The organism is Vibrio renipiscarius (genome assembly GCF_000827885.1).
GTDB lineage: Bacteria > Pseudomonadota > Gammaproteobacteria > Enterobacterales > Vibrionaceae > Vibrio > Vibrio renipiscarius.
This window is the reverse complement of sequence record NZ_JTKH01000013.1, coordinates 51,373-76,002: the sequence shown is the minus strand read 5'-3', so window position 1 is coordinate 76,002 and position 24,630 is coordinate 51,373. Positions and strand designations below refer to the sequence as shown.

Annotated in this window: 19 protein-coding genes and 5 tRNA genes; 9 read left to right on the top strand and 15 right to left on the bottom strand. The window is 45.6% G+C overall.

Annotated elements, in window-relative coordinates:
- Nucleotides 1-87: 87 nt before the first annotated feature.
- The 4 genes from OJ16_RS09610 to OJ16_RS09595 all read left to right on the top strand — a co-directional run bounded on the left by OJ16_RS09610 (nucleotide 88) and on the right by OJ16_RS09595 (nucleotide 2,603).
- Nucleotides 88-348, top strand: coding sequence for a BufA1 family periplasmic bufferin-type metallophore (locus OJ16_RS09610; protein WP_040989831.1), 261 nt, complete (start codon nucleotides 88-90; stop codon nucleotides 346-348).
- Between the two features lie 110 nt (nucleotides 349-458).
- Nucleotides 459-1,361, top strand: coding sequence for an MNIO family bufferin maturase (bufB, locus tag OJ16_RS09605; RefSeq protein WP_040989829.1), 903 nt, complete (start codon nucleotides 459-461; stop codon nucleotides 1,359-1,361).
- Nucleotides 1,358-2,137 (top strand): HvfC/BufC N-terminal domain-containing protein, encoded by a 780-nt coding sequence (locus tag OJ16_RS09600; protein ID WP_040989827.1) that lies wholly within the window; start codon nucleotides 1,358-1,360, stop codon nucleotides 2,135-2,137. The genes bufB and OJ16_RS09600 overlap by 4 nt, the downstream gene beginning before the upstream one ends.
- Before the next feature lie 10 nt (nucleotides 2,138-2,147).
- On the top strand, nucleotides 2,148-2,603 hold the full coding sequence (locus OJ16_RS09595; RefSeq protein WP_040989825.1) for a DoxX family protein: 456 nt from the start codon (nucleotides 2,148-2,150) through the stop codon (nucleotides 2,601-2,603).
- Between the two features lie 91 nt (nucleotides 2,604-2,694).
- On the opposite strand, the gene prlC is transcribed toward OJ16_RS09595, so the two are convergent.
- On the bottom strand, nucleotides 2,695-4,737 hold the full coding sequence (prlC, locus tag OJ16_RS09590; RefSeq protein ID WP_040989823.1) for an oligopeptidase A: 2,043 nt from the start codon (nucleotides 4,735-4,737) through the stop codon (nucleotides 2,695-2,697).
- A 262-nt stretch (nucleotides 4,738-4,999) separates the two neighbouring features.
- Between prlC and OJ16_RS09585 the strand changes: the two genes are divergently transcribed.
- Nucleotides 5,000-5,839: a 23S rRNA (adenine(2030)-N(6))-methyltransferase RlmJ gene (locus OJ16_RS09585; protein ID WP_040989821.1), complete on the top strand. Its 840-nt coding sequence runs from the start codon at nucleotides 5,000-5,002 to the stop codon at nucleotides 5,837-5,839.
- 244 nt (nucleotides 5,840-6,083) lie between these two features.
- Nucleotides 6,084-7,439, top strand: coding sequence for a glutathione-disulfide reductase (gene gorA / locus OJ16_RS09580; protein WP_040989819.1), 1,356 nt, complete (start codon nucleotides 6,084-6,086; stop codon nucleotides 7,437-7,439).
- A gap of 144 nt (nucleotides 7,440-7,583) precedes the next feature.
- Here the strand turns inward: gorA and OJ16_RS09575 are convergent, their stop codons facing one another.
- The 13 genes from OJ16_RS09575 to OJ16_RS09515 form a co-directional block, all read right to left on the bottom strand.
- Nucleotides 7,584-9,359, bottom strand: coding sequence for a hypothetical protein (locus tag OJ16_RS09575; RefSeq protein WP_040989817.1), 1,776 nt, complete (start codon nucleotides 9,357-9,359; stop codon nucleotides 7,584-7,586).
- Nucleotides 9,360-9,668: 309 nt separating this feature from the next.
- Entirely contained in the window at nucleotides 9,669-10,628 is a 960-nt protein-coding gene (locus OJ16_RS09570; protein WP_040989814.1) for an SPOR domain-containing protein, read from the bottom strand.
- A 209-nt stretch (nucleotides 10,629-10,837) separates the two neighbouring features.
- A complete protein-coding gene (locus OJ16_RS09565; RefSeq protein WP_040989812.1) occupies nucleotides 10,838-12,508 on the bottom strand; it encodes a phosphoethanolamine transferase in 1,671 nt (556 codons plus the stop codon).
- Complete coding sequence (locus tag OJ16_RS09560) at nucleotides 12,505-12,870, bottom strand: diacylglycerol kinase (protein ID WP_040989809.1); 366 nt, start codon at nucleotides 12,868-12,870, stop codon at nucleotides 12,505-12,507. Before OJ16_RS09560 ends, OJ16_RS09565 begins: the two co-directional genes overlap by 4 nt.
- Nucleotides 12,871-13,082: 212 nt before the next feature.
- Complete coding sequence (locus OJ16_RS09555; protein ID WP_040989807.1) at nucleotides 13,083-14,039, bottom strand: ABC transporter permease; 957 nt, start codon at nucleotides 14,037-14,039, stop codon at nucleotides 13,083-13,085.
- A gap of 2 nt (nucleotides 14,040-14,041) precedes the next feature.
- Entirely contained in the window at nucleotides 14,042-15,019 is a 978-nt protein-coding gene (locus OJ16_RS09550) for an ABC transporter permease (RefSeq protein ID WP_040989805.1), read from the bottom strand.
- Nucleotides 15,020-15,206: 187 nt separating this feature from the next.
- Nucleotides 15,207-16,760 carry an ABC transporter substrate-binding protein gene (locus OJ16_RS09545; protein WP_040989803.1) on the bottom strand — a complete coding sequence of 518 codons (1,554 nt, stop codon included), beginning with the start codon at nucleotides 16,758-16,760 and terminating at the stop codon, nucleotides 15,207-15,209.
- Between the two features lie 65 nt (nucleotides 16,761-16,825).
- On the bottom strand, nucleotides 16,826-18,568 hold the full coding sequence (locus OJ16_RS09540; protein WP_040989801.1) for a dipeptide ABC transporter ATP-binding protein: 1,743 nt from the start codon (nucleotides 18,566-18,568) through the stop codon (nucleotides 16,826-16,828).
- A gap of 763 nt (nucleotides 18,569-19,331) precedes the next feature.
- A tRNA-Pro gene (locus OJ16_RS09535) sits at nucleotides 19,332-19,408 on the bottom strand.
- A gap of 53 nt (nucleotides 19,409-19,461) precedes the next feature.
- Nucleotides 19,462-19,537, bottom strand: a tRNA-His gene (locus OJ16_RS09530).
- A gap of 45 nt (nucleotides 19,538-19,582) precedes the next feature.
- Nucleotides 19,583-19,659, bottom strand: a tRNA-Pro gene (locus OJ16_RS09525).
- Nucleotides 19,660-19,714: 55 nt separating this feature from the next.
- Nucleotides 19,715-19,790, bottom strand: a tRNA-His gene (locus OJ16_RS09520).
- Between the two features lie 35 nt (nucleotides 19,791-19,825).
- Nucleotides 19,826-19,902: transfer RNA gene (locus OJ16_RS09515), tRNA-Arg, on the bottom strand.
- A 290-nt stretch (nucleotides 19,903-20,192) separates the two neighbouring features.
- On the opposite strand from OJ16_RS09515, the gene OJ16_RS09510 reads away from it, so the two are divergent.
- Nucleotides 20,193-20,606 (top strand): c-type cytochrome, encoded by a 414-nt coding sequence (locus OJ16_RS09510; protein ID WP_040989799.1) that lies wholly within the window; start codon nucleotides 20,193-20,195, stop codon nucleotides 20,604-20,606.
- 85 nt (nucleotides 20,607-20,691) lie between these two features.
- Here the strand turns inward: OJ16_RS09510 and rep are convergent, their stop codons facing one another.
- Nucleotides 20,692-22,710 carry a DNA helicase Rep gene (gene rep / locus OJ16_RS09505; RefSeq protein ID WP_040989798.1) on the bottom strand — a complete coding sequence of 673 codons (2,019 nt, stop codon included), beginning with the start codon at nucleotides 22,708-22,710 and terminating at the stop codon, nucleotides 20,692-20,694.
- A 211-nt stretch (nucleotides 22,711-22,921) separates the two neighbouring features.
- On the opposite strand from rep, the gene OJ16_RS09500 reads away from it, so the two are divergent.
- Nucleotides 22,922-23,503 carry a TetR/AcrR family transcriptional regulator gene (locus tag OJ16_RS09500; protein ID WP_040989795.1) on the top strand — a complete coding sequence of 194 codons (582 nt, stop codon included), beginning with the start codon at nucleotides 22,922-22,924 and terminating at the stop codon, nucleotides 23,501-23,503.
- Between the two features lie 18 nt (nucleotides 23,504-23,521).
- Entirely contained in the window at nucleotides 23,522-24,628 is a 1,107-nt protein-coding gene (locus OJ16_RS09495; protein WP_040989793.1) for an efflux RND transporter periplasmic adaptor subunit, read from the top strand.
- Nucleotides 24,629-24,630: the final 2 nt, after the last annotated feature.

The window sequence follows — 24,630 nt, the reverse complement described above, 5'->3', positions numbered from 1 at the left end:
CACGCGGTTTTTCTATCCTTTTAAGTGAGCAAACTGTTGAACAGTCTGCCAAATTTAAACCAAGGAATTCAGTCAGAGGAAATTACTATGAAAAAGTCTAATCTAGCCGTTACCGCTGTAATCACCGGTCTTGTTGCATTAGGTGGCACCATGTTAACCGCAGCACCAGCGGTCGCAGCCGACAAAGAAAAATGCTACGGCGTGGCTAAGGCGGGTAAAAATGACTGCGCAACAAAAACCAGTTCATGCGCAGGCACTGCCAAGGAAGATAACCAAAAAGATGCTTTCGTAGTCGTTCCGAAAGGTTTGTGTGACAAATTATCTGGTGGTAGCAACGAGTCGGCTTAAGCGACACACGACCGGCACTTAAGTTTTGGTGCACTGACGCTCAACCAGCGCACCTTACTTTTTATTTCACTGCGCCCCAAACCCATCATCACACTATTTAAGGAAAGCCTGTGACATTATCTGATCAGCATCCACTCGTTGGGGTTGGTTTGCGCTCACCACATATGGATTTCTTTTTATCCGAGCCTACACATTTATCTTGGTTAGAAATTCACAGCGAAAACTATTTCCAACCTCACTCTCTCGCACGAAGACAGCTGCTGACCTTACGCGAGCAATACCAAATTAGTTGTCATGGTATTGGTTTATCGCTGGGCAGTGTTGCGCGTATCAGTGCTGACCATTTGACCACGTTGAAAGCACTGGTGGATCACGTCGAACCAATCTTCGTTTCAGACCATTTAAGCTGGTGTGAAAACGGTGGCCATCATTTTAATGACCTATTACCACTGCCTTACACCGAAGAAGCCTTGGATGTGTTTTGTCGCAACGTATTGGAAGTACAAGAAACACTGCAACGACCATTGCTCGTCGAAAACCCGTCTAGTTATGTCAAATTTGACCACTCAACGATTACCGAGTGGGACTTTCTTGCTGAAGTGCATCAGCGCACTGAATGCCGTTTACTGCTCGATTTCAATAATATTCATGTCTCTGCGTTTAATCATGGATTCAGCAGCGAAGCATACTTAGCGGGGATCCCTGCCGCTGCCGTCGATGAAATTCATTTGGCAGGTTTTACCGCAAAACAGTTAGATAAAGGCGAAATTTGGATTGATACACACAGTCGCCCAGTCAGCGCTGACGTTTGGCAATTATTTAAAGCATGGTCAGCCGAACATGGCTCGCGCCACACATTAATTGAATGGGACCTCGACATCCCCACACCTGATATTTTGCTTAATGAAGCCAGCAAAGCCAGCACGATACTGACCGAATTAACGCCAACCTCTTCACTCAATAACCCATTAGAAAAAGCGTTATCCAAAAGTGCCCAGAGGAAAGCGTCATGAAGCTCGAGAGACTCCAGCAGCAATTTGCCAAAGCGTTACATTATCAAGCTGAAGGGGAAGCGTGCGGTATTATCAGCGATAGCTTTAGTGCCGAAGAGCGTATGCAGATCTATCGCAATAATTTCATCATTAGTTTAAGTGAAGTGTTGCAAGCCACCTACCCGACCGTACAAGCGTTACTCGGGGAAGAGTGCTTTTTACAGATCGCTCGTCAGCACGTCTTAAACCAACCGTTAAGCAAGGGCGATGTCAGTGACTATGGCCAGCATTTTGACCACACTCTGCAGCGTTTTGATGCGGTGATGCAAGCTGCGCCCTATTGTACTGAGGTGGCTCGTTTTGAATGGGCACTTGATCTCAGTCAGCAGTGCTTTGCTAATGTCGAACCGGTGCCATTAATGCCACTCGCGCAACTGGCTCAACTCCCCCCAGAAAAGCATGAAGACATCTGCTTTCACTTACGTCCTGATGCGCAACTCTTCGCAAGCCAATATGCGCTTTTTTCTCTGCATCATGCCGTACAAAACCATGAGATTAACGACTTAAATATCCATCAACCCGAGCAAGGCGTGGTCATCACCTCAAGCAATGGGGTTGCCATAGGCCATCCCCTTGTCAGTCATGATTTTCACTTACTGCAGAAACTGCAAAAGCACACACCATTGGCTGAAATAGAACCTCAGCTGCTGAGTTCATTGAACGCCATGATTGAATTAGGCGTTATCGCAGGATTCACGCTTACGTCATCCGACGACGTAAGCGAAAATAATTACTAAGGAGAGCGTTATGACAACTGCAGGAAAGAATCGGATTGACCACTATGACGCGATGATTGCCAAGCTCCAGTGTGTCTTTGTACCACTGCTGTTATTGTTTTGCCGCTTATGGGTCGCTTGGGTCTTTTTTAATTCCGGCCTGATTAAGTTTAATTCTTGGGATAGCACTCTTTATCTTTTTGAACTGGAATACCAAGTACCACTGATCCCTTGGGAAATCGCGGCCTATATGGGAACCGCAGCAGAACTGATCTTGCCCGTTTTTTTGGCTTTTGGTTTATTCACTCGCCCTATGGCGGCCATTTTGTTTGTGTTTAATATTATCGCCGTTGTCTCTTACCCATTGCTGTGGGAAAAAGGCTTTTATGACCACCAGCTATGGGGCTTGATGATCCTCATCGTAGTGGTTTGGGGACCAGGCCCTCTCTCTCTTGATAAATTGATTAAATCCAAACTGCAAAGCTAACATTTCACCAAGATTCAATAACAAAAAGCCTTCCAAATGGAAGGCTTTTATCGATCTCGCTTAATGCAGTTCTAAATCAAACTCGCTGGCGTTAAGCCGTGATACCGGCATGACGAAGCAAAGCATCAATCTCTGGCTCACGACCACGGAAGCGCTTAAACAACTCCATCGGTTCTTCACTGCCGCCCATTTCGAGAATGTTGTTCAAAAAGCTCTTACCCGTTTCAGGGTTAAAAATGCCTTCCTCTTCAAAACGAGAGAAAGCATCAGCTGAAAGAACTTCTGCCCATAAGTAGCTGTAGTAGCCCGCACTGTAGCCGCCAGCAAAAATATGACTGAAGCTATGCGAGAAGCGGTTCCATTCTAAGCTTGGTAATACCGCTACCTTCGCTTTTACTGCCGCTAGCGTCTCTAATACTCGAGGGCCAACTTCCGGATCATACTCGGCATGTAGCGTGAAATCGAACAAGCCAAATTCTAACTGACGCAGAATAAACATTGCTGATTGGAAGTTTTTCGCCGCCAACATTTTATCCAGCATTTCTTTAGGCAGAGGCTCACCGGTTTGATAATGACCAGAAATAAACGCCAATGCCTCTTCTTCCCAACACCAGTTCTCTAAGAATTGGCTTGGTAGCTCAACCGCATCCCAAGGAACGCCATTGATACCCGATACAGCTCCCGTGCTCACTTGCGTTAGCATGTGGTGAATACCATGGCCAAATTCATGGAATAACGTCACAACTTCATCATGGGTAAATAACGCCGGTTTATCACCAACTGGGCGATTAAAGTTACAGGTTAAGTACGCAACTGGCGTTTGCAGATCACCCGATAGCGTCATGCGACGGCCACGACAATCATCCATCCACGCGCCGCCACGTTTGTGTTCACGAGCGTACAAATCCAGATAGAAGCTACCACGCAGCGTGCCTTCACTATCAAAAATATCGAAGAAACGAACTGACTCATGCCAGGTATCAACACCTTGGCGCTCAGTCACTTGCATGCCAAACACACGATTCAACACTTCGAACAAACCGCTTACCGCTTTTTGCTCAGGGAAGTATGGACGCAGCTCTTCATCAGAAATTTGGAATAGATTTTGTTTTTGCTTCTCGCTGTAATACGCAATGTCCCAAAGGTTAAGATCTTCTACGCCACATTCGCTTTTCGCAAATTGACGCAGCTCTTCCACTTCGCGCTCGCCTTGAGGTTTTGCTTTGGTCGCAAGATCATTCAAAAAGCCCAGAACTTGCTGCGGGTTTTCGGCCATCTTGGTCGCAAGAGATTTTTCACTGTAAGTCGCGAAGCCAAGCATACGGGCAATTTCATGACGCAGCTTGAGTTTCTCTGCGATTATTTCGCTGTTGTCCCACTTACCTGCATTCGGACCACGATCCGATGCGCGAGTGACATACGCTTCATACAATTCTTGACGCAATGCTTGGTTGTCACAGTAAGTCATGACGGGTAGGTAAGACGGAATGTCTAAGGTTAAGAGGTAGCCCTCAAGCTCTTTCGCTTGTGCGGCGGCTTGCGCGGCCGCTAATGCCGACTCAGGCATACCTGCCAACTCGCTCACGTCAGTCACATGCTTGCTCCACCCCATGGTGGCATCTAACACGTTATTTGAGAACTGTGAGCCAATCTCAGACATGCGCTTGCTGATTTCACCATAACGGCGCTGCTCTTCGACTGGCAAACCAATGCCTGACAATTCGAAATCACGCAGGGCATCCGTAATGGTTTTTTGTTCTGCTTGGTTTAAGCCTGCAAATGCCTCGCTTGCTTTGATGGCTTTATACGCTTCAAACAATCCTTTGTGTTGTCCAACCCAAGTGCCATATTCAGAGAGCAGTGGTAAACAGCTCTCGTAAGCCTCACGCAACGCTTCACTGTTCATCACCGAATTCATATGACTCACTGGAGACCAAATGCGGCTTAGACGGTCGTCGACTTCTTCGATCGGTGCAATGAGGTTTTCCCATGTTGGCTCGGTATTGCCTGCCAACACTTGTTCAATTTTATCGCGGCAATCACTAATGGCTTGCTCGACTGCCGGCTTAATGTGTTCTGGCTGAATTTGCGAGAACGGAGGTAAGTCGGTAAACGTTAGAAGCGGATTGGACATAATGCATTCCTTTTGTTGCACAAAGCGAACTGACGCGCTCGTCTTTTATGTAATAGTTACGTCTTAACTAAATATAGGTAGATTAAGCGATTTTCAATAGTCACGTTGATGATTATGCTCATCCATTGATACAAACGTGCCTCAGATCGCTTAGCGCTTTCTTACTGCTTGATACAAGCATCCTAACCTGTTTTGGGTATATAATAAGCCATAATCTTAATTGCAATGACTATGGTCTACATGACCATTTCGAGAGTATCCCTTGCTAAGTTACCGCCACAGTTTCCATGCAGGCAACCACGCTGATGTTGTCAAACATATCGTTCAAAGCCTTATCCTTGATGCCTTAAAGCAAAAGGACACGCCATTTGTGTACCACGATACGCATTCTGGCGTCGGTCGTTATGACTTAACCCACGAATGGTCTGAAAAAACAGGCGAATACAAGCAAGGTGTCGCCCGAATTTGGGATCACGCAAATTTACCGGAAGAAATCCGCAGCTACATTGAATCGATCAGCGTGCTGAATAATGGCGAATCACTGCGTTACTACCCAGGTTCACCTCGCGTAGCGCGCGCACAAATCCGCGAACAAGATCGCATGGTGTTAACCGAACTTCACCCAAGCGATTACCCACTGCTTGAGCAAGAATTTCATCGCGATCGCCAAGTCAGCATCTACAAAGAAGACGGTTTCAAACGTCTTATCGCCAGCCTACCGCCAAGAGAGCGTCGCGGTTTGGTACTGATTGACCCGCCTTATGAGCTCGCGAAAGAGTACCGAGATGTTGTACAAGCCATCGCTCAAAGCCATAAACGTTGGGCAACCGGTATTTACGCGATTTGGTACCCGGTGGTAAACCGTTGTGATATCGAAGATATGATCGAAGGCCTTGAAGGTTTGGGCATTCGTAAGATTCTAAACATTGAGTTGGGCGTTTCTCCTGACACCAATGAGCGTGGCATGACGGCATCAGGCATGATTGTGATCAACCCACCATGGATGCTAGAAAACCAAATGAAACAAATCTTACCTTTTCTAAAAGAAGCCATCGCACCCGCGACAGGCCACTGGAAAGTGGATTGGATTGTTCCAGAATAAAACCGTGAGAGACGGCGTACGATTTCATAGAAAACAGAACAATCCTCTTATTGTTCAATAAAAGCTAAGCGGCTCACAACAAAATAACAGAGGGTGGATTGAGTTCAACCGCTCCACCCTCAATATACGTTTTATAGGACACAAATTTAAGCAGGGAGCATGAGGTTAGATTGCTTGGGATACGTCAGCATCCACAATTGAGCAATGCTATTTCGCCTCACCCTAACAATGATTGGAGAAAGTAATGGCGACTCATTTTGACTATATCTGTATTGGCGGCGGCAGCGGCGGTATTGCATCAGCAAACCGCGCTTCTATGTACGGCGCTAAAGTAGCCCTAATTGAAGCACAAGACCTTGGTGGTACTTGTGTGAACGTTGGCTGTGTACCAAAGAAAGTGATGTGGCATGGTGCACAAATCGCGGAAGCAATGAAGCTATACGCACCAGATTACGGCTTCGATGTTGAATACAAAGGCCTTAACTGGGGCAAACTGATTGAAAGCCGCCAAGCTTATATTGGTCGTATTCATGAATCTTACGATCGTGTACTGGGCAACAACAAAGTTAACGTCATTAAAGGTTTCGCTAAGTTTGTTGACGAAAAAACAGTCGAAGTGAACGGTGAGCTTTACACCGCTGATCACATTCTGATTGCCGTAGGTGGTCGTCCAAGCATTCCAAATATTCCTGGCGCTGAATTTGGTATCGACTCGAATGGCTTCTTTGAGCTTACCGAGCAACCAAAACGCGTTGCCGTTGTTGGTGCAGGTTACATTGCGGTTGAGATCGCAGGTGTTCTGAGCGCGCTAGGCACAGAGACTCACCTATTCTGCCGTAAAGAATCACCACTGCGTACTTTTGATCCAATGATCATCGATACCTTGGTGGAAGTGATGAACGCTGAAGGCCCAACGCTTCATACCCATTCTGTACCAAAAGAAGTCATCAAAGAAGCCGATGGCAGCCTTACGCTTCACCTTGAAAACGGTGAAAGCCAAAACGTCGACAGCCTAATTTGGGCGATCGGTCGCCACCCAGCAACAGACGCAATCAACCTAGCGTCAACGGGTGTTGAAACCAACGATCGTGGCTACATCAAAGTGGATGAATACCAACAGACTAACGTCAAAGGCATCTACTGCGTTGGCGATATCATGGAAGGCGGCATTGAACTGACGCCTGTGGCAGTTAAAGCCGGTCGTCAACTTTCTGAGCGCCTATTTAACGGCAAAACAGAGGCGAAGATGGACTACAAACTGGTCCCAACCGTTGTGTTTAGCCACCCGCCAATCGGTACTATCGGCCTAACGACTCAAGAAGCCGAAGATCTGTACGGCAAAGAGAATGTGAAGGTTTACACCTCTGGCTTTACGGCAATGTACACCGCAGTGACGCAACACCGTCAACCATGCAAAATGAAACTGGTTTGTGCTGGCGATGATGAAAAAGTGGTTGGTCTACACGGCATTGGTTTTGCGGTTGACGAGATGATCCAAGGTTTTGGTGTCGCGATGAAGATGGGCGCAACCAAAGCTGACTTCGACTCAGTTGTGGCAATCCACCCAACGGGCAGCGAAGAATTCGTAACGATGCGCTAAGCGCAAAAAAAACACAATTCGTTAACCCTCACTTCCAAGAGCCACTCATCATGAGTGGCTTTTTTATGGTCATATCTCTTAACTAGCAGTAATAAAAAAAGCCCCAAATTAATTTTGGGGCTTTAGCATGCTAAATTTTAAAAATTAAATTTTTTGCATCGTTACTGTAGATAATTTATTACCTGTTTCTTGATCTAGAGTATAGCTGGTTAGTACACCACGATCCCAATTTTTACCTGCTGGAATATAGCTAAAGCGGTTAACTTTAAACTTATCTTCACTCTCACCATCCATACGGTCATTCCAACGAATAGTACTGTTCAACTGATCAAGTGCTGCTTTTGATAGGCCTGCTTTATTCGTTCCAAACCACCAGTAATCCATCATCGCTAGCTCTTGGTAACTAGTCTCTTTACCATCAATGATTACACCAGTTTCAGTAAACTCCCAAGTTTCCGTTACGACAGAAGAGCCATGGTTAGCTGTATTCGTCACTTTCCATGTACCTACAAAATCAACGTAACGGTCAATTCCCATTTTTTCAACTGGGTAAATGAAATTGATTTCTTCAGAAATGTAGCCACTATTTTCTTCATATTTACGACGTACTTGTGTATAAACATCTGTGATTGGATCGTATGAGCCCGACATTGTTTCCGTTTGCCACTGCTCTTGTGAATCACCCTCATCAGCATCATTACGACGTACTACCTCGTACTTTGTCATCGCTTGTTCTGTACAAGATGACTTAGCCATACATTCGTAAACACCTCCAAATTCCGTCATTTCATTCCAAAGGAATTTTTCTTCAGATTCAGATGTAGATGACGGGTTCACAAAGCTATATACAAAATTACCACCCGCTGATTGAAGTGCTGCAAATTTAGGATCGATGTCCTCTATAAACATAGCTTCATCATCGCAAGTCACAACTGTGAAACCATCGGTATTATTGCGAGAAATGTCAGCTTCACCACCTTGATCTTCACAAGTTAGGTACATAGCCATTTTATCGCCACTAACACTACCATCATTTGAGCCCGGTAAACCAACTAACGCTTCCTTAGTCGACTTAAAGTACATTACAGATAGGCCCGTCACTTTAGTGTACAACTCTTCCCCTAAAGTACGATCCATCTGTAAGACTAAATCGAAATCACGACCATGATCGTAGCTAACGCGTTGTTTTGATGAACGTTCGACAAAGGTCCAATTAGAGCCCTTAGCCCAATGAGTTAATGCTACGTCTGAACCACGATCTGTTGTTTTAGCTAGGGAGCCTGGCGCTGTTTCAAAGTGCTTCAATGCATCCTCTGCTGAAACCAGTTTCTCTACCGGAATCGACAATGCTGTAAATACTGCGTTTACAGCGTTCAGACCCACACCTGGTTCAAAATCGTCCAATTGTACTTTCGCTAACAGTGAAAGAATTTCTGAACCTTCCAGTGCACCTGTAATTTGCGAAGGAATAGCAATCTCAGCCGCATCAACAGGATCTACGTCATTTTCATTAATTGTTAGCAATAGACGAGCTAGGTTTACTGCACGATCTTGAGTACCAACAGCCTCATATGGCGTCACCACATGACGACCTGAAGAGCTACCTAACACCAAACCACCAAACTCATTACCTAGAATGAAAGTTACATTTGGATTTTCTTGGTCGATATCAAATGCGCCTTCATTGGTTGTGAAATCAGTAACATCACCAGTCTTATAGAACAAACCGATTACTTTAGCATCGATAAATTTACCTTCAGTTGGCACTGCAATTACAGCTTTTTCTGCTAATTGAGAGGTGCTACCACCGTTATTTCCATTATTGTCACTGCTGCTATTGTTATTGTTATCGCTATCGCTACCACAACCAACTAATGCCAAAGCCACTGATGCTGCTAAAAGTGTCGTTTTTAATTTCATTATTATTCTTTAATTATGTAGATTTAAAAAGTGTGACATCCATTCCAAAATGCCAACACGCTCGCACGCGATTTTATTCATGTAAGAAAAAACCTACAAGGGGGGATTTTTATAATTGATTGAAATACAAACGATTTTATTCGATAAGTGTTCGGTATGTGATCTGGCTCATAGACTAAATGCCTATTTAGGCACAATTTAGAATCATATCAATTAATGTTATTGATATGATTCACAAAGAAAAATGGTATTAGATTGGCTAGACCACACTACGAATGGTGTGGCATGGCATGATCATTGGCTATTGAATCACTTCACACACATCACATTCAGTAGTGATGAACCTTTGATTTGGTTGGTTTTACCACTGGTAAATAGACCTGTTCGATCTGCCCCCCAATATGGCAAGTGCATTGGCCATTGTTCTTTTTTCATTAGGTTCTCATCCAGCAACTTTTGCCATTGTTCGTCATTAGGCAATTGCATTCCTAATTGCTGGCAGAGCGTTGCCGCCCCTTCATAATCTAGACGGTTCCAAGGCATGGCGTACTCCATGTAGAACTGCACATCGCTAAATAGGGAATACGGGACTTTATATTCGGTTCCGCTGATCAAAGCCTGACGGCGTATCGATATTTGTGTATCAACCGGTGTTGGAATCACCGCCGAAACCTCAGGGCTGACCGCGGCTTTTGCTTGAGGCACTGGCATCATCGTGGTCGTTTGCGGTTTACTCGGCGCAATGTCGCCATCAGCCATACTATCAACCGCACTCTTACCTACCGTTTTACCCGGTTGTGACTGAAGTGCAATGCGCGCACTGTCGGCACGGTTACTGACTTCTCGTATAAAAGATTGTTTGTACGGTTTAAGCGTTCTTACCGCTTGAAGGTCATTGCTTGCTTGAGCAAAATTATTATAAGGACCAATTAAACAGCGGGCGTTACGGCCTTCCATTTTTGCCCAAACATCGGCACTCGTCTTTTGATTTATCTTGTTGGCTTCTTTAACCGAAAGCGGCTTCGCTAAAACACCACACTGAATCCAAAATGCAGAGTCTTTTTCTGTCGGTTGCTGTTTGCCCCACAATCCCTTCCCTATTGGGCAATCGCTATCGAGTAACGCTAAAGATTCCTCAGAGCTCGGCGATGCACCGCATAACCATTGCTGCGAATAACTCGCGGGGCTAAACAGGATGGCCCCCAGCGCAACGGAACAAGCGAGTGTTGAGAGCGACTTAGCTGAAACAGGCAGCAATTTTATATCCATACGACTAGATAGACCTTAGTTGTTATTGATTTGCCGGGAAATAAGACACGAAACGTATATTCTCACTAACCTAACAAATATTGTCTTTATTAACCATTTACCGTTTATAAAATGTGAATGCAAAAAAAGAGCCGTAATGTCATACGGCTCTAGTGTAGAGATGCTGTTCTCTATAGATCTTAGCTATCGATCACCCTTTCAGGCTTTCTTTACCGGATAGGTTGCCGACAAAGCGAAAATAAATCCAGTTCTGGCTGATAAACTTGCGTTTCAACATCCATAATACCCAGCAATGAATGGAACAAATTATCATGGGAATAACGATCAGATTTTTTCGCTTCTTGTTTTAGGCAATCATAATTGACGTGTTTAGATTGCTTGAAGCCTGGCGACATCCACACAATTAGGGGCACCGTCGTTTGATAATCGGGTGCAAGAGCATAGGGGGCGCCATGCAAATAGAGGCCGTCTTCACCTAATGACTCACCATGATCCGAAAGGTAAATAAGCGCCGTATTGTACTTATCCTCTAACCCCGTTAGCCGTTCAATAATTTGGCTCAGTACATAGTCGGTATAACGAATACTGTTGTCGTAACTATTGACGATCTGCTCATTGGTACAATTTTCAATATCCGCTCGCGGGCAGTCAGGTTGAAACTCGGCCATCTCTTGCGGGTATCGTTTGTAATACGTTGGCCCATGACTGCCGATCAAGTGCATGGCCAGCAGGCGATTCCCCGATTGCTTATCAATATTTTTTGCAAAATCTTCCAGCAAGACCATGTCGTAACACGTACTCCCATCGCACGTTTGATCGACGCGTGTCCGGTTCATCATTTGTTTTTCAATGTGCTTCGCGACGCCTTTATCGCCGCCATCATCGTCCTCCCAAACCATCGCAACACCTGCACGCTTAAGAATATCAATCACGTTGTCTTGGTTATTGGCAATATCATGATCGTAATTATCATGAGTCAGGTTCGAAAACATACACGGCAAAGAAACCGCCGTCGCCGTGCCGCACGAACGCACGCCTTGATAAGAAATTACATCCAATTTAGCCGTAAATGGATTGGTTTGACGTGGATAGCCATTCAACTGATAATTTTGTGATCGTGCCGTTTCTCCGACCACCAGCACCATTAATGTTGGCTTGGTCTTCGCCATGTTCAATGCTTGCGGTGACTGCTGCGCATCCACGCCCAACGTTTGATAAGGCACTGGCGTGGTAAAATAGGTGCGCTTAACATACTTCCCCACACTGTAAACAAACTGAGTCGGCACGATCTCTTTTTTTAGATAACTGTTGTTACGCCCGACTGAGGCGTAATCTTGATAATAGACGCCCGCGATCGCCACAATGACCACCATCGCAACCGTAATTGACAGTAATTTTTTCGCGATCAACGTCAGTAATGACTCGGATTGAAAGGAAACGCTGGCCACAAAAATGGACGGTAAAATACCAAGTAAGACGAACCAGGTGACTGAGTAAACACTCAAGTATGAGCTCGCTTCACTGCTGTCGGTTTGCATAATATTGGTCATCATATCGGCATCAAAAATCGTACCGTAATTGAACCCCGCATAGCTCACCAAAGCTGAACACATCAGCAAGATGATAAAAAAAGGCTTGGTCAAATAAGGCCAACTCAACAGATTAAAAATCACCGTAAGAGCCGCCCAGAAAAACAAGGGAATGGTCAGCATAAAACCCAGTTTTACGCTCTCCATTTGAGCAAAAATATGATGCAGCTCTTTATAGATAGGCAAATTGAGGACAACAGCAAAATACAATGCCACTATCACGGTGAAGCGGGCATAGCTCGCTTTAATGCGGAAGAGCTCCGCTAAACGATGAGAGAAGAGAGTGTTCACAGCAACCCTCCTAAGATAGAGATCCAGGTAAACGCCGCCAATAGCAAAGCAACAAACACCGCAGCAGAACCCATGTCTTTGGCTCGTCCACTCAGTTCATGCCAGTCCGAACCGATTCTATCCACGACCGCCTCAATCGCCGAATTAAGCAATTCCACAATCACAACGATGGCCACACTGCCCACCAGTAATATCTTTTCAACGGTGTCTATCGGCAGAAAAAAAGCAATCAAAATCGCAATAACGAATAAGACACTTTCTTGACGAAATGCCGCCTCATTATGCCAAGCCGCTTTTAACCCCTGAACCGAATACCCTGCCGCATCCGCAATACGACTAAACCCTGTTTTACCTGGCTTCACTCTTCACCTACTTTTGTCATTCATCGTTGTATTTTCACTGCGACTAATACAAGCAAAAACATTCATCACTATTATGAAGTCCCCTATCAAACACTAAATAAAGGCAAATTTCGAAACGAGTTGGCACAAACAGAGTTTGCAAATTTAAGCATAGGCGAAAAAAAAGCCGCGACAGTTCGCGGCTTAGTAGCAATAAATTCCGTAAACGGGATTTAGCCTTTATAGATTTTCGGGTTAAACACATCTCGCAGCCAGTCACCCAGCAAGTTAATCACCAACACCAAGGTAACCAAAACAATGCCCGGGAAGGCGGTAATCCACCATGCACCAGAAAAGATGTAGTTAAAGCCAATGCTGATCAGTGCACCCAATGATGGTTGGTCAACCGGTAAGCCTAAACCAAGGAACGACAGCGCGGCTTCCGACATAATGGCATTTGCCACTTGTACGGTAGAGATAACCAAAATCGGAGACAAACAGTTTGGCAGAATATGACGAAACATAATGCGAGGGGCTTTAAAGCCCATCACGCGCGCCGCTTCGACGTACTCTTTCTTCTTTTCAGCCAATACCGACGCACGAATAGTACGCGCATACTGCGGCCATTCTGCAACCCCGATGATTACCACCAGCATGACCACGGCGTATTGATTGTAAAAATCGCTACCAAAACTGGCTTTGAAAATGGCCGAGACAATGATTGCCACCATCATGGTCGAAAATGACAACTGCACATCCGCGAAACGCATCAAGAAGCTATCCACGCGACCACCAAAATAACCGGCGGACAAACCAATGATAATGCCTAAGAACAACTGTAGGCCAACGGCTAAAAAGCCAATGGTAAGCGAGAGGCGTGAGCCGTAGAGAATGGTCGATAAAATATCACGGCCTTGCTCATCCGTACCCAAGACAAAATGCTCTTCTCCACCTTCCATCCATGACGGTGGCAATTCCGAATCCATGATATCAATCGAGGTCAAATCATAAGGATCGGTTGGCGCCAAAATCGGCGCGGCCAAGGCCAACACCAAGAACATCATGAAGACGGTAAAACTCGCCATCGCGACTTTATCGCGTTTAAAGTAATACAAAAAGTCGGAATTTTTAAAACGTTGCCACACCGACGGCTCAGCCGAAGGAGCCGCAGAAACATTACTTTGACTCATGACTAAGCTCCTTTTCCAGTCAGATTCACCGTTGGGTTGATGATGCCGTAAAGCAAATCAACGATGGTATTGGTGACCACAAAAATCAAACCCACAAAGATGACATAGGCGGTAATTAAAGGCGTATCAACACGGTTAATCGCTTCAAGGAAAAGAAAGCCCGTACCCGGCCATTGGAAAACCGTTTCCGTCAAAATGGTGTACGCCACCATGGTGCCAATTTGTACCCCACCGACGGTAAGTACTGGTAGCATGGTATTTTTCAACGCATGTTGGTAATAGATTTTATTCAAGTTAAGGCCCTTAGCCTTAGCAAACTTGATGTATTCAGAGCTCAACACTTCCAGCATTTCTGAACGAACCAAGCGAATAAACAACGGCAACATAATTGAAGCCAAGGCAATACATGGCAAGATGAGATGCTTCAGACCATCAATGGTGAAAAAGCCTGACTCCCAACCCAAAAGATTAACGGTGTCTCCTCGCCCATAAGACGGCAACCAGCCAAGCTCAATCGAAAAGACATACATCAACATGATGGCGGTTAAGAACACCGGAATCGAGATGCCGACGCTACTCATTGCCATAATAAATTTGGTGAAAATACTCTTAGGGTGAATCGCAGAGTAAACCCCGAGCGGGATCGATAACGAAATGATGATCAGCGTCGCGCCAAACACCAATTCCAAGGTGGCCACCAGCTTGTCTAGAATGACATCAACCGCTGGTCGCTTGAAAAAGTAAGATGTACCTAAATCCCCTTGCAGCGCATTGCTGACAAAGCGAGTGTATTTTGTGATAAAGGGATCGTTTAGGCCTAATTCATCACGCAGCGCTTGGCGCTCCGCTTCTGAAACTGACTGACCAACAAGCTCACGCAGCGGATCACCCAGATTATCCTGAATGGCAAACGCCACCAAACTGATCACAAACATCACTATCAGTGCCTGATACAGGCGCTTGACCAGAAACGAAAACATTCCTTGCCCCTTAACTATCCATAGTTCTCTCATCGACGTTCAAACTGAACGACAAATCAGAGTAAACATTCAGCCTTAAAAACGACTCAATCCGACTGAAATAAAATTGAGTGCATGTCGAGCCTGATCAGCATGAACAGGCTTATTAAGGAGAGCATTGCGCTCTCCTTATGACTACAGATCGTGATTATTCAACCACTAAGTCGCCAAAGTAAGGCATTACCATTGGGTTGACGATATCTGCCGCTTTCACGTTAGATTTTGCGCCCCACGCTTCACTTTGCCAATGCAGCGGCACAAACGCAGCATCGTTATACAACGTCGCTTCTACACCTTTTAGCATTGCTGAGCGCTTCGCAGGATCGGTTTCTACGTTAGCCGCTTCGACGACTGCATCCATTTCAGGGTTTGAGTAGTAGCCACAGTTGTATTGGCCTTTACCCGTTTCTGCATTACGCGTCATGGTTAGGAATTCGGTTAGGTTCGCCGAATCTTCGGTATCTGAGTGCCAACCGATCATCAGCATGTCTGCTGCACACAAATCAAACTCAGGCCAGTATTGCGCTTTTGGCATGGTCTTCAGGTCAACTTTGATGCCGATTTTCGACAACATTGCCGCCGTTGCTTGCGCGACTTTCGCATCGTTCACGTAACGGTTATTCGGTGCAATCATGCTCAACGCAAAACCGTCTTCGTAACCCGCTTCTTTCATCAGTTGCTTGGCTTTTTTCAGATCGTAACGTGGAACCAACGCTTCATCATGGCCGACATAACCCGCCGGGCTTTGTTGACCCGCAGCCGTGGCAAAGCCTTTCATGATTTTTTTCACGATGCCTTCGTTGTTGATCGCATGCACAATCGCCTGACGCACACGCACATCTTTTAGCGCTTCGTTACTATTTTGATTCAATTGGAACGAGATAATGCGCGTACCAGGCAGTGTGACTAAATCAATGCCTTCCGCTTCTTGTACTCGTTTATGGTCGTTTGGCGCCACTGGGTGAATCATATCCACACCACCAGAAAGCAAGGCTGCCACGCGTGTTGCGTCTTCTTTGATTGGCACAAGCGTTAACTTATCCACGTTGCCTTTTGATGCGGTATCCCAGTAATCATTAAAGCGTTCAAATTCGACTTTTACGCCTTGCTCACGCTCTGTCACGATGAACGGACCTGTACCTGAAACATTGGTCGACGCAAATGAGTTACCGTGCTTCACCACTTCCGACTTGTCTTTACCATCGGCGGTGTCACCTGAGTAAAACTTGCTGTCCATAGGGAAAATGTACGTCGCCGTTTGTAGAACCAGTGGGTACGGACCTTTGGTGACAAGGTCAAACGTGTAATCATCCACTTTCACAATCTTCTCGTACGGGTTGAAGATCGCTTTAAAATCTGGCGAGTTTTGTAGACGGTCAAATGTCCAAACCACATCATCTGCGGTCAGGGCGTTACCAGAATGGAACTTCACCCCTTCACGCAGTTTGAAACGCATGGTTTTGTCATCAATGCGCTCCCAACTTTGAGCAAGACGCGGCTCAAAATCCATTTCTTGAGTAAAACGAACAAGTGGATCAAAGACCATGTGTGACATTTGCAGTGTGCCGCCTGATAGCTGCTCATGCGGGTCTAACGATACTGGATCAGCGGCGTAGCCAACTTTGATGTCTGCCGCCATTGCATTAAAACTTAAACCTGCTGCCATTAGCGCCACTGCTAATTTGCTTTTCATGGTTTTCATTGCATAACTCCTTATGCGGGAATCCAATCCCTGGTTATTGTGATTGCATCTATGATGTTTGATAGCTAAGCGATGGCTTTACTATCGATGGTTTGTGCCGTTTTTACTTCTTCTCTCAAGCCCGTAAATTCCGGCATTAATGAAATCAATTGTTGGCTGTAAGCGTGCTGAGGCTGGGTAAATAACTGCTCCGTTGGGGCGACTTCCAATAGCGTCCCCATTTGCATCACTCCCACTCGGTCACACATTTGACGAATCACCGGCAAATCGTGACTGATGAACAACATGGTGAGATTCAACTCACTCTGAAGATCTTTCAGCAGATTAAGAATTTGCGCCTGTACCGAGACATCCAAGGCCGAGGTCGGCTCATCACAAATCAATAAACGAGGTCGTGTTGCCAATGCGCGCGCAATTGAAATGCGCTGGCGTTGGCCGCCAGAAAATTCATGTGGGTACTTCACACCGGCCATGATGCCCAAACCTACATGATCCAAAAGATCGTTAACGATCTGTCGCGTTTCTGTTTCATTGCGCGTGAGTTTATGGAAACGAATCGGCTCGGCGATAATATCGAACACTTTCATGCGTGGATTCATCGATGTGTATGGGTTTTGAAAAACCATCTGCATTTGACGACGAATTGGGCGGCGCTCTTTCTCAGAACGCAATGAGGTCAGATCAATCCCTTCAAACGTGACACGTCCTGAATTGGGCGTATAAAGACCGGCGATCACGCGAGCAATCGTCGACTTACCAGAACCGGATTCCCCCACCAGACCAAATGTTTCGCCTTCTTTTACCTCGAAGCTGACATTATTGGATGCCTGCACGTATTCACGGCGGCTTTCGAATAAAGAATCCTTGGTAATAAAGCGCAGATTGACGTTTTCTACTTCCAGCAGTGCGCCGCGGTAATCTCTTTGGTCTTGGCTTTGGCCTAGCCAGTGATTTTTAATATCGAGCGGTTTAAGCTCAGATGCCTCTTCGATGTAGCTGACAAGAGGGAAACGATCCAATTTCATGTCTGAACGAGGCACGGCTGAAATTAAGCTACGGGTATAAGAGTGATCCGGATCGCCCAAGACTTTGGCCGTTGGACCAAACTCGACTAAATCACCTCGATACATCACCGCCACACGGTCGGTCACGTTAGAGACCACGCCCATGTCATGCGTAACCAACATACAACCCACATTGTTCTTAATGCATAAGTCACGAATCAACGTCAGAATTTGGTCTTGGATAGACACATCCAAAGCGGTTGTCGGCTCATCCGCAATAATCAGATCAGGCTCACCAGCAAGGGCAATCGCAATCACCACACGTTGGCGCATGCCCCCTGAAAACTGGTGCGGATACTGTTTAAGACGGTTTTCAGGCTGTGGGATACCCACTTGGTTCATTAAGTTAAGGGCGCGCTGATACGCTTCGTCATCAGAAACCTTCATATTGGCATGAATGGTTTCTTTGATTTGCTGCTCAACGGTAAAAAGTGGATTGAGTGAGGTCATCGGATCTTGAAAGATAAAACCGATTTTGGAGCCTCGGACTCGGCGCATTTGCTGTGGTGTTAATCCTGAGATTTTTTCGCCTTCGAGGAACACTTCACCATCAGCGATCGTGCCCGGAGGACTAAGTAGATCGATAACGGCATTGCCTACTGTCGATTTACCCGCACCTGATTCGCCTACGACACCGACGATTTCGCCACGTTCAATATTAAACGACAGCGATTTAACCGCAGCATGAACACCATGACGCGATGGGTACTCAATACGCAGGTTTTTTACTTCTAAAAGTGACATTACCAGACCTCTACTGCTTTGACAGCTTTCTGCCCTGTCTGAAAAACTGAATCCATTCATTTACCAGAATATCGTTCTGATATTTATTAGCTGTTCAATTTGGCAAATAATTCACACGAAAGCAACATTTACAGTGGAAAAATTTAGTTTTGCGCATATTTTAAGCAACTAATAAAAGTAATAATGCATAAAAATACAATTATTGATAAGGAAAACCCATAATAAATTACCAGTGTTTACTGCTATTACTGGCAATCTAGTGATTATTATCTAAATGACCTTAAAATCTCTGCGCATAATCAATCAATTTAGTGAATTAGTCTTTATTAACAAAAAAAACACATCACGCTGCCATCTCAGTTATCTAGTGAAATTTAGAACCAACTTGAGGCTGCATAGGCAGTGATTAACTTCACACAACTAGCACCACTCAACCTTTAATTCTATTTTTATGGCCTAACTGAATCTGATGAAAACCGTCAGTTTTGCTGCATGGCTTAAAACATTAGGGGGAACAATAACGACAGGAGAAATAAAGCGAAGAATGTGAACCGTCGACAAACGATAGTGATCAGCCACAGTGATAGAAGATCAAGGCAGCACAGATAAAGACATCGATAAGAACAATAGAAAAAGGATAAGCGGTGATAAGTGCGACGATACGGCTTGTATAAACTCGCACCCTGTTGGGCAGTATGAATACGGAAATGACTAAAGCACAGACGTAAAAAAGCCCTAGTCTTTCGACTAGGGCTTCGTATAGTGGTCGGTGAAGAGGGATTCGAACCCCCGACCCTCTGGTCCCAAACCAGATGCGCTACCAAGCTGCGCTATTCACCGACAAGGTTTTATCTTAACTTTCATTAAGAAAGGGAGCAAAGCTACCTAAATAATGGGGTGGCTAACGAGGCTTGAACTCGCGACAACCGGAATCACAATCCGGGACTCTACCAACTGAGCTATAGCCACCACAATTTGTGTGTTTAATGCAACAATATGCAAAAAACTAAATAGTGGTCGGTGAAGAGGGATTCGAACCCCCGACCCTCTGGTCCCAAACCAGATGCGCTACCAAGCTGCGCTATTCACCGACTTAAGTTTCTTCTCGATTTTCATCAAGAAAGGGAGCAAAAGCTACCTGAATAATGGGGTGGCTAACGAGGCTTGAACTCGCGACAACCGGAATCACAATCCGGGACTCTACCAACTGAGCTATAGCCACCACTGTTTTTTCACCGATAATACTTCCGAGGCACATGGTACGCCCGAAAGGATTCGAACCTTCGACCTTTGGCTCCGGAGGCCAACGCTCTATCCAGCTGAGCTACGGGCGCATGCCCTATCGGCGGAGAGGAATAATACGGATATCACACTATTGCGTCTAGTACTTTTTTTACTTTTTTTATCGTTTGCTGCCTTTTTCAACAGCGCTGACTAATTAAAAAGCAATCCGACGTGTGATGTACCCCCTGTCGCTAAGAAGTTATTGTTTATTGCAACAACTTCTCGGGATATAATCACCTACTGTTTACATTGATTTAACAGAGCAAAGTCGCTTAGATCAAATATACACCCTAAAAATTAGGTAAGCATGAACTTACCCTCAGGATGAACAGTGAGTTTAATGGATATGTCTCAAAAAATCTTAACCGCTCTGATCGCCGCAATTGCCTTTTCTAGTGCCTCTTTTGCCGCGAGCGTTAGCCAAGAAGAATACGATGCAATCGCCGAAAGGATCAAACCTGTGGGTAATATCTACCTCGCCGGCAGCGAGCCTATTGCGGCAGAGCCCACAGGCCCACGCGATGGCGCAACGGTGTATGGCACCTTCTGTATCGCTTGTCATGCGACAGGCGTGAGTGGCGCGCCTAAGATTGGTGATGCGGCAGACTGGGCGCCACGAATCGCTCAGGGCGAGGCGGTGCTCAATGATCATGCCATCAATGGTTTCAACGCGATGCCCGCTAAAGGGGCCTGTATGGATTGTTCTGATGATGAGATCATTGCCGCAATCAAACACATGACAGACGGCCTGTAAAAAAGCGCGCAACAAAAAGGCTTGGTCAACACCAAGCCTTTTGTCGTTTATCCCCTTAAATCACGGGATCAAGTCATGTTGACCGCTACTTCTTATTGAACATCGACCGAAGGTTCGCAATATGCGCCTGCCCTTTGGCCATTCGCTCTTCTTGAGTTACCGGCTTCTTCGTTTGCTCCCACTCGACGTCATCAAACGGCAACTCATCGAGGAATCGACTCTGTGTCGGTTTAAGCAACTCACCGTACTGACGACGCTCGCGACACATAGTGAACGTCAGTTCTTTCTGCGCACGTGTAATGCCCACGTACATCAAACGACGCTCTTCCTCGACATTATCTTCATCAATGCTGGTTTGGTGCGGCAAGATGCCCTCTTCCGAGCCCAATAGATACACATAAGGGAACTCCAAGCCTTTAGAAGCATGCAGTGTCATCAATTGCACCGCATCACTGTCTTCCTCTTCCTCGTTACGCTCCATCATGTCACGTAGCGTTAAGCGCTGAACCACTTCTTTCAGCGTCTTCTCTTCTTGGTCATAATTATCGCCTTCTAAATCGGCCACAATCCAAGAATACAGATCCGAGACGTTCTTCATCCGCATTTCTGCCGCTTTCGGGCTTGCGGAAGTCTCATAGAGCCAATCTTCATAATGGATATCACGCACCAACGAACGTACCGCTTCTACTGTATCGCCACGTTCCGCTTGATCGCCGATTTTCACCAACCAAGCCGTAAATCGCTGTAGATTCTCTAAGCCACGACCGGTTAAATGCTGCTCCAATCCCATTTCAAAACTGGCATCAAATAGGCTCTTCCCACGCATATTCGCGTAGCTGCCCAGCTTCTCTAGCGTAACGGGGCCAATCTCTCGCTTAGGCGTATTCACGATGCGTAAGAAGGCATTATCATCATCTGGGTTCACTAAGACTTTCAAGTAAGCCATCATGTCTTTGATTTCTGCACGGGCAAAAAACGACGTACCGCCAGATAACTTATAAGGTACACGGTTTTGCATCAGCGACTTTTCAATTAAGCGCGACTGATGGTTACCACGATACAAAATCGCATAATCACGGTAATGAGTTCGATTAAGAAACTTGTGCGCGATAATTTCACCCGTGACGCGCTCAGCCTCATGATCTTCATTTTTGGCCAATAATACTTTGAGCTTTTCCCCATCAGGCAGCGTCGAAAAGAGCGATTTTTCATAGACGTGCGGGTTGTTGGCGATCAAGATATTGGCGCAACGCAAGATACGGTTGGTTGAACGGTAGTTCTGCTCCAACTTGATGAGCTTTAAGTTCGGGTAGTCTTGGCCAAGCAGCACTAAGTTTTGGGGTTTAGCACCACGCCATGAATAAATAGATTGGTCATCATCGCCCACCACGGTTAAGCGTTCACGCTGCCCTACCAGCAAGCGCACTAACTCATACTGACTGGTGTTGGTATCTTGGTATTCATCCACCAGCAGGTAACGAATGCGGTTCTGCCAGCGCGTTCGAACCTCTTCATTGGTACGCAGTAACAATACTGGTAGCGCAATCAAATCATCAAAGTCGAGTGCGTTGTAGGCGCGCATCTGTTTCTGATACATCTCAAAACAAAATGCAAACAACTGTTGTTGCTCACCTTGTGCATACGCCTTGGCCTGATCGGGCGTCAACATGTCGTTTTTCCAATTGGAAATCGCGCTGAGCAACTGACGTAGCAAATCTTTATCGCCATCCAATTGCGTTTCTGTCAGCTCCTTTAACAACGCCAATTGGTCTTGATCATCAAACAAAGAAAAGCCAGATTTAAGCCCTAAATGTTTATGTTCTCGCTTAATGATGTTGAGGCCCAAGGTATGGAAGGTCGACACCATTAAGCCTTTTGACTCTTGCTTTCCTAAGGTCTGCCCCACTCGCTCTTTCATTTCACGAGCAGCTTTATTGGTAAAGGTCACCGCAGCGATATTGCGTGCTTTATAGCCACATTGCTGAACCAAATAAGCGATTTTATTGGTGATTACACGCGTTTTACCTGAGCCTGCGCCAGCAAGCACGAGGCATGGGCCTGATACATACTTCACCGCTTGTTCTTGTCCGGGGTTCAGCTTCATGGGGGTCTCATTTCGAAAAAATATTGCCGCTTATAATAATAGTGCAACTTCGTTATTACCATGATTAATGGTTGGCCAAAAAAAGGCCGTCCAATCAAAGAAAAATCATTGGATTGACAGGATTTTTCCGTAATTAAGGCCATACTTATTGCAATATTCCAATGACTTTGGCTTAATAATGAATGAACGTTCATTCATTAGTGATAGGAAAATGTCTAGAAAAATCTCGGTCGGTAAACACTCACAAATTTTGATTGCTGCTGAAAAGCTCATTGCTGACTCCGGCTTTCATTGTTTATCGATGCAAAAAGTCGCGACCGCTGCTGGCGTAGCAACAGGGACAATTTATCGATATTTTTCAGATAAAGAACAATTACTTAATGAAGTTCGACTTCACGTAGCCAAACGTATAGCCACAGTCATTCAACATGGCGTAACGGACGATATGCCGCTCAAAACGGCCTTCCGGACTATGTGGCTAAACATTTGGAATCTCGCATCTTCTGAAAAAGATGCACTAAGTAGCCGAGTCCAATATGAATCTCTTCCTCGATCTGATGACCATCAAATAAGGGAACTCGAGCGCAAAATGTTTGACCAAGTAGAGCGTTTGTTTTTAGAAGGTAAAAAGCAAAACATCTTTAAACAACTGGATAACCAGGTGTTGTTTGTTTTGAGTTTTGAATCAAGCGTGACCCTTGCAAGAAAGAATGCGCTGGGATTTTATAAACTGAACGATGACGAACTCGAAGCCGTTATCGAGGCCAGTTGGGATGCAATAATTACTCATTAACTTGGAGTTCCAATTAGAATGAAAAAGTGGACTTTCTTCATGTTGCTTATTGCGATACTACTGTTTGGTAGTGTGATAGGTTTCAATCTGTTTAAACAACAAAAGATCGCCGAATACATGGCGAACCGACCCGAAGCGGAATTCCCGATTACCGCTGTCACCGTGAAGTCTGTCGACTGGGTGCCCGTGATTGAGGCCATCGGCTTTATTGAACCCAACCAGGGCGTTACCCTCGCCAATGAAACCAGCGGTATAATCGATAAGATCAGTTTTGATTCCGGAACCACAGTAGAGCAAGAGCAGCTGCTCGTGGAGCTCGATTCGGAAGTTGAGCAAGCGAATCTTAAAAGTGCAGAAGCCAAAGTGCCTGCCGCAAAAGCCAAATACAAGCGTTACCAAGGCCTTTACAAAAAAGGCTCCATCTCTAAAGAAGCCCTCGATGAAGCAGGGGCAAACTACTTCTCCCTTGTTGCTGATGTTGAAAGTTTAAAAGCTTCCATCGATCGTCGTGAAATTCGCGCTCCCTTTGCCGGCGTTGTCGGTATTCGTAATGTCTACCTTGGGCAATACCTCCAAACCGGTAGTGACATTGTCCGCTTAGAAGACACCAGTGTGATGCGTTTACGTTTCACGGTGCCGCAAACCGATATCTCTCGTATCAATCTAGGTCAAACGGTTGAAATCTTTGTTGATGCTTACCCTGAGCGCCCATTTGCTGGCTCTATCACGGCGATAGAACCTGCGGTAGCCGTACAAAGTGGTTTGATTCAAGTCCAAGCTGATATTCCAAACAGCGACAGCAAGTTACGTAGTGGCATGTTTGCCCGCGCCAAAATCATTCTGCCTAAAGTTACGGATCAGGTCACTCTGCCACAAACCGCGATTACCTATACGCTTTATGGTGACAATATCTATCTGATTAAAGAAGAAGATGGCGTTCAGCGAGTGACGCAGCAAGTGGTGAAAGTGGGTGAACGTTCTGGTGATATTGCTCATATTCTTGAGGGTGTCGAACCTGGCGATATGGTGGTCACATCGGGTCAAGTTCGTCTTAGTAACCACGCTAAGGTACGCATTGTCGAAGACACGGCACTGACCCCACCTAAAGAAACACCAATGCTGTAACC

Excerpts from the sequence above, each read along its gene's own strand:
- OJ16_RS09600 (WP_040989827.1), top strand. The coding sequence starts at position 1,358 with ATGAAGCTCGAGAGACTCCAGCAGCAATTTGCCAAAGCGTTACATTAT.
- OJ16_RS09550 (WP_040989805.1), bottom strand. The coding sequence starts at position 15,019 with ATGTTTTCGTTTCTGGTCAAGCGCCTGTATCAGGCACTGATAGTGATG.
- gorA (WP_040989819.1), top strand. The coding sequence starts at position 6,084 with ATGGCGACTCATTTTGACTATATCTGTATTGGCGGCGGCAGCGGCGGT.
- OJ16_RS09545 (WP_040989803.1), bottom strand. The coding sequence starts at position 16,760 with ATGAAAACCATGAAAAGCAAATTAGCAGTGGCGCTAATGGCAGCAGGT.
- prlC (WP_040989823.1), bottom strand. The coding sequence starts at position 4,737 with ATGTCCAATCCGCTTCTAACGTTTACCGACTTACCTCCGTTCTCGCAA.
- OJ16_RS09555 (WP_040989807.1), bottom strand. The coding sequence starts at position 14,039 with ATGAGTCAAAGTAATGTTTCTGCGGCTCCTTCGGCTGAGCCGTCGGTG.
- OJ16_RS09575 (WP_040989817.1), bottom strand. The coding sequence starts at position 9,359 with ATGAAATTAAAAACGACACTTTTAGCAGCATCAGTGGCTTTGGCATTA.
- OJ16_RS09495 (WP_040989793.1), top strand. The coding sequence starts at position 23,522 with ATGAAAAAGTGGACTTTCTTCATGTTGCTTATTGCGATACTACTGTTT.
- OJ16_RS09510 (WP_040989799.1), top strand. The coding sequence starts at position 20,193 with ATGGATATGTCTCAAAAAATCTTAACCGCTCTGATCGCCGCAATTGCC.
- OJ16_RS09540 (WP_040989801.1), bottom strand. The coding sequence starts at position 18,568 with ATGTCACTTTTAGAAGTAAAAAACCTGCGTATTGAGTACCCATCGCGT.
- OJ16_RS09610 (WP_040989831.1), top strand. The coding sequence starts at position 88 with ATGAAAAAGTCTAATCTAGCCGTTACCGCTGTAATCACCGGTCTTGTT.
- OJ16_RS09570 (WP_040989814.1), bottom strand. The coding sequence starts at position 10,628 with ATGGATATAAAATTGCTGCCTGTTTCAGCTAAGTCGCTCTCAACACTC.
- OJ16_RS09500 (WP_040989795.1), top strand. The coding sequence starts at position 22,922 with ATGTCTAGAAAAATCTCGGTCGGTAAACACTCACAAATTTTGATTGCT.
- rep (WP_040989798.1), bottom strand. The coding sequence starts at position 22,710 with ATGAAGCTGAACCCCGGACAAGAACAAGCGGTGAAGTATGTATCAGGC.
- OJ16_RS09595 (WP_040989825.1), top strand. The coding sequence starts at position 2,148 with ATGACAACTGCAGGAAAGAATCGGATTGACCACTATGACGCGATGATT.